Here is a 4,815-nt window from a genome sequence, read left to right as displayed (position 1 = left end):
GCCGATGTCGATCGTGGTGAGGTAGCTGGCAGCGGGAGCCGGGCCCGGACGGCGTAGCCGCCGGCGCGGGGGCCGGCGTCGAAGCTGCCGCCGAGGGCGGTGACGCGCTCGCGCAGCCCCACCAGGCCGTTCCCGCCGGAGGGCAGCCGGTGCTCGGGCCCGGCCGTGGGCGGTTCGTTGGCGATCTCCACCTCGACCGCCTCCGGGAGGAGGCCGAGCTCCACGCGGGTGGCGGCGGCGCCGGCGTGCTTGTGGACGTTGGTGAGGGCCTCCTGCACGAGCCGGTAGACCGTCCGGCCGACGGCGGCGGGCATGGGGCGCTCCTCGCCGCGGATCGTCAGGTCCACGCGCAGGCCCGCGGCGCCGGACTGGCCGACCAGCTCGCGGAGGTGCGCCAGCGTCACCACCTGCTGCGGGAGGGCCTCCTCCCCCTGCCGGAGCACTCCGACGACGTGGCGGAGCTCCTCCAGCGCCTGGCGCCCCATGTCGCCGATGACCGAGGCGGTCTCGGCGGCCCGCGCCGGGTCGCGGACGGCGATCGCCTTCAGCGCGCCCGCGTGGACGACCATCACGCTGATGCGGTTGGCGACCACGTCGTGCATCTCGCGCGCGATGCGGGTGCGTTCCTCCCCCCGGGCGCGCTCCGCGAGCAGGTGCTGCTCGCGTTCGAGCCTCGCCGCGCGTTCCTGGAGCGAGGCCAGGAGCTGCTTGCGCGCGCCCATGTAGAGGCCCAGCAGGACGGGGACCCCGACGAACGCGATCCCGAAGATCGACTGGGCGAGGAAGGACTCCGTCGCCGCGGTCGGGGCCGGGAAGACCAGGCTGGCGACGTAGCCGCCGAGCGCGATCGCCACCACCGTGCGGCGGGACGCGGTGTAGGCGGCGAGCGAGTACAGGACGATCAGGGTGCTGAACGCTCCGGCGCCCGTGACGGTGCCGTAGACCACCGCGAACACGGCCAGCCCGACCGGGTGGGAGCGCCGCACGATCAGGGCCAGGCCGAGCACGACGCTGCAGGCGGACACGACGGGCGGGGGCAGCCAGAACTTCTGGTCGGCGAACCACAGGAAGACGCCGTCGAGCACCGCGAACGACACGGCGATCGCGATGTCGAACGCACGGGAACGCCGGGTGGGCCAAGCCCCCGACCACCATCCCCGTACGCGCATGGCGACGAGCCTATAGCGATCGGAAGGGCGCCTGTCTCGCACGCGAGCGAAGCCCTTACCTGCAGGGCTTTCAAAGCCAATGGGCGCTGTGGTTACGATGACCGCGCCGGTCGTGCCGTTCGGGGGGGACGACCCTTCAGCGTCCCCGACGCCCCGGCGCCGACAAGGACGGGGAAACCGCACCATGGCCCGATTCGCCGACTGGTTCGGGAAGAACGCCGACGCAGTGATCGCGCTGGTCCTGGCGATCGTCGTGGCGGTGCTCGGCCTCGGGGTGAACCTGCCGAACGAGACCGAAATCACCAACAGCGGGATCCTCGCGGTGATCGGCCTGCTGGCGACGTCGGTGCTGCGCGACCGCGGGCGGCGGATCCCGGTCGAGGCGGAGGTGCGCGACACTCTGCGCGCTTCATCGGCCACGCTCGGCGAGCTCGACGCCAAGCTGACCCACATCGAGGAGTTCGAGGGCGTCCTGGCCGACACCAAGCGCGCGCTGGACGAGACCACGGTCGTGCGGGTCATCAGCGGGGCGCAGGTGGCGCAGGTTCTGGCGGAGGCCCGCCGCGACACCGACCGGTGGTTCTTCAAGGGCGGGACGGGCACCTACATCCGCGCGCGCACGCTGCCCGAGTGCGTGGCCGCCGCCCGCCGGGAACGGCGGACGCTGCTGTTCCGCCTGGAGATCCTCGACCCCACGAACGTGGAGGTGTGCGAGGCCTACGCGCGCCACCGCCGCTCGGTCTCGGACGGACCGGACGCCACGGGCGAGCCGTGGACGCTGGAGCGCACCCGCAAGGAGGCGTACGCCACGATCCTGGCGGCGTGCTGGCACAAGCAGCGGTTCGCGATGCTCGACATTGACATCGGCCTCGCGCAGACGATGACGACCCTGCGCTACGACCTCGCGTCCTCGCGTGTGGTGGTCACCCGCGACGACCCGCGCGGCGAGGCCCTGGTCGTCGACAGCGCCAAGTTCTACTACAGCTGGGTGAGCGCGGAACTGCAGACCAGCCTCGACCAGGCGCGGCGCGTCCCGGTCGAGCAGGCCAGGCTGGCGCCCCTGGACGACGAGCCGACCGTGGAGGAAGCGCGCAAGCTCTTCGAGGTCATCGGAATCGACCTCGCGCAGGGCTATACCGACCGCGACGTCATCGAGATCATACGAAAGGCCCTTCGGGCCAAGGACCCCTACGAGTGACCCCGCCCGGGTCGGGCGGGGCCAGGGGGGACGGCCGGTGCGGAGGGTGTCGGCGAAAGGTGAGGCCGCCGGAGTGAAGTACGAGGAGATCCGCGAGGAGATCCACGCCGGTACCGCGGCGCGGACGCTGCCGGCGTGGGCGGGGCGGATCCTCGGCGGAGCCCTGGAGGACGCCGCGGCGGGCCGCTCCTCCGTTCCCGCGGTGCGGCATCCCCTGGGCTTCCTGTGCCTTCCCCTGGAGCGCAGCGGCGATTTCGGGGTGTGCCTGCACATCTGGACGCCGGAGGTGCGTCCGGCGCCGTCCACCACGTCGCCGGTCCACTGCCACAGCTGGGACCTGCTCAGCTTCGTCCTGTACGGGACGGTCCGGAACGTGCGGATGGACGTCAGCGAGGCTTCCGCAACGGGGACGCAGCAGGTCTTCGAGGTCGTGAGCCAGGGCGACCTGGACGAGTTGAGGGCGACCGGGAGGGCCGTCCACTGCGCCCCCGCCAGGTCCAGCACGCACCGGACCGGGGAGTCGTACACCCTGCCCGCCGGTGTCTTCCACAGCACGCTCATAGAGGACGGGCTGGACGCCGCCACGGTCGCCCTCGGCCGGCAGACGCCGGGCGGGGGCGACCTGTCGCTCGGCCCTCTGGACGTTCCCAGCCACAAGGTGCGCCGCTCGCTTTCCGCCCACGCCGACACCCTGCGGGCCCTGCGGCGCTCGGCCCGCAGGATCGCCGCAGCCCACTGCTCACCGCGCCGGTAGCCGGACGCCGGATCCCACTGGAGAGGCCCGATGAGACCCACGACCCCGTCAGCGGCCCTTCCGGTCGATCTCTCCGAGGCCCGCCGGGTGGCGGTGGAGGCGGCGGAGGCGGCGGGCGCGCTGCTCAGCGCCCGCGTGGACGGCCCCCTCGGCGTGCGGCCGAAGGGCGCGGGCGGGGACGTGGTGACCGAACTGGACACCGCCGCCGAGGATCTGATCGTCGGGCGGCTGCGGGCCGCGTACCCGGGGCACAGGATCATCGCCGAGGAGTCCGGGATGCTCGACGGCGCGCCCGGCGAGGAGATGGTCTGGCTCGTCGACCCGCTGGACGGCACCAACAACGTGGCGATCGGCATGCCGGTGTACGCGGTCGGGCTCGCGTTGTGCGCGCGCGCCGAGCCGGTCCTGGGCGTCGTGCACGACCCGGTGAGCGGCCGGACGTGGTCGGCGGTGCGCGGGCGGGGCGCCCTGGGCCCGGAGGGGCGGCCCCTGACGCTGGCCGACCGCCCCCGGCCGGGGCGGGAGAGGAACCCGCTGCTGGCCTGGACGCAGGGCCACCAGGTCGGCGCGGGCGATCCGGTGGCGTTCGCCATGCGCTCGGCCCTGGAGCTGCGGTGCGCGCGCATGCTGCAACTGTGGGCGCCGCTGGTGGCGTGGACGATGCTGGCGCGCGGCGACATCGACGGCATCGTCGGGTACCTGCCCGAGATCGTGGACCTGCCCGCCGGGATGCTGGTGGCGGCCGAGGCGGGCGCCGAGCTGCGCCGCCTGGACGGCGCCCCGTACGAGCTGGGCATCGACCGCCCGGCGTCCGAGCTGGGCTTCGTGGCGGCGCGTCCCGAACTGCTCGACCGGCTCCTGGAGACCACGGCGAAGATCGACCCGCAGGGCGGGCGCGCCTCCCTCGCCCGGTGAGCCCTCCCCCGGGCGTGCTCAGCCGGTCAGCAGGAGGACTCCGACGGCGGCGGCCGAGCCCGTCACGGCCAGGACCGTCCCCGCCAGGACGAACGTGCGCATCGGCACGCGCACGTCCCAGCGCCGGCACCACTCGAACCACAGCAGCGTGGCCAGCGACCCCCAGGGCGTGATGACGGGCCCCACGTTCGTCCCGACGAGCAGGGACAGCAGCTGGTCCTTGTTCGGGGCGGGCACGGCCGATTCCCCTGCCACGTAGGCGGGGAGGTTGTTGAGGACGTTCGACAGCCCCGCCCCCGAGAACGCGGCCCGGACGGCCCCGGCCGTTCCGCCGTCCTCGCCGATCAGTGCGCGCATGGCGTCGTCCAGCCCGAAACGCTCCAGAGTGGGGACGACGAGGAACAGCCCGGTGACGAACACCATGAGCTGCCAGGGGATGAGAGCGGGGCGCAGCGCCGACCGGTCGCGCACGGCGAAGGCGACCACGGCCACGACGGCTGCGGCGGTCGCGGCGACGCCGAGCTGGATCCCGGTGTGCACGCCGGCGAGGATCGCCCCGATGAACAGCAGGCACGCGGCGCCGGTGGCGGAGAACAGCACCCGGTCCTGGACGGGCGCCGGAGCGGGCGGGTCGTAGGTCTCCTCCCCGCGCATCCGCCGCCGCCAGTAGAAGACCCACAGCAGGACCATGGTCACGGCCAGGACCGCCTGCTGGGGCGCCCAAATGCGCGCGGCGAACGCACGGGTCTCCAGCGCCACGCGGTAGGCGGCGAGTAGGT

5 protein-coding genes are annotated in these 4,815 nt (G+C 73.6%); 3 read left to right on the top strand and 2 right to left on the bottom strand.

The features are described from left to right. Positions 1-1,169 (bottom strand): histidine kinase (locus AB0C69_RS38135; protein WP_360360773.1); only part of this gene is annotated, 1,169 nt, incomplete at its 3' end. 184 nt (positions 1,170-1,353) lie between these two features. Between AB0C69_RS38135 and AB0C69_RS38130 the strand changes: the two genes are divergently transcribed. The 3 genes from AB0C69_RS38130 to AB0C69_RS38120 all read left to right on the top strand — a co-directional run bounded on the left by AB0C69_RS38130 (position 1,354) and on the right by AB0C69_RS38120 (position 4,036). Further along, the gene (locus AB0C69_RS38130; protein WP_345175345.1) at positions 1,354-2,367 is read left to right on the top strand and encodes a hypothetical protein; all 1,014 of its coding nucleotides are present in this window, start codon (positions 1,354-1,356) and stop codon (positions 2,365-2,367) included. 73 nt (positions 2,368-2,440) lie between these two features. Beyond that, complete coding sequence (locus AB0C69_RS38125) at positions 2,441-3,121, top strand: hypothetical protein (RefSeq protein WP_360360770.1); 681 nt, start codon at positions 2,441-2,443, stop codon at positions 3,119-3,121. Between the two features lie 30 nt (positions 3,122-3,151). Continuing rightward, positions 3,152-4,036: an inositol monophosphatase gene (locus AB0C69_RS38120; protein WP_360360767.1), complete on the top strand. Its 885-nt coding sequence runs from the start codon at positions 3,152-3,154 to the stop codon at positions 4,034-4,036. Positions 4,037-4,054: 18 nt separating this feature from the next. Here the strand turns inward: AB0C69_RS38120 and AB0C69_RS38115 are convergent. Continuing rightward, the coding region (locus tag AB0C69_RS38115) for an ArsB/NhaD family transporter (RefSeq protein ID WP_360360764.1) at positions 4,055-4,815 on the bottom strand (761 nt) is incomplete at its 5' end.

It is taken from the genome of Actinomadura sp. NPDC048032, from assembly GCF_040653175.1.
GTDB classification, from domain to species: Bacteria; Actinomycetota; Actinomycetes; order Streptosporangiales; family Streptosporangiaceae; genus Spirillospora; species Spirillospora verrucosospora.
Note: the sequence above shows the minus strand (reverse complement) of the source record. Positions and strands in the feature narration are given on the sequence as shown.